Annotated in this window: 1 protein-coding gene; it reads right to left on the minus strand. The window is 62.6% G+C overall.

Annotated features, from left to right (window positions below; translation table 11 throughout):
• Positions 1–10: 10 nt before the first annotated feature.
• On the minus strand, positions 11–254 hold a 244-nt coding region (locus RVY79_RS20650; protein ID WP_317466470.1), incomplete at its 5' end, for a MotE family protein.

Here is a 254-nt window from a genome sequence, read left to right on the forward strand (position 1 = left end):
CTCGAAGACTTCATTTCCTGGCTTTCCCGTCGTCGGTGCGACGCATGCCGGCCAGCGTATCGGCGAGATGCGCGCCGCGGGCCGGCTCCATTTCATTGAGGATGGCGCTCGCGACCCGCACTTTCAGTTTGGCGAGGACAGCGGCGGCCGTATCGTCCGCCATGCTGGCGATCTGCTGTGCGGCGGCTTCCGGGTTCATGCGTGAATAGATCTCCACGACATTGTCCTCGGCCTTCTTGAGAAAATCCTCGCGG

The sequence above is a fragment of the Chromohalobacter sp. HP20-39 genome, assembly GCF_033052815.1.
GTDB lineage: Bacteria > Pseudomonadota > Gammaproteobacteria > Pseudomonadales > Halomonadaceae > Chromohalobacter.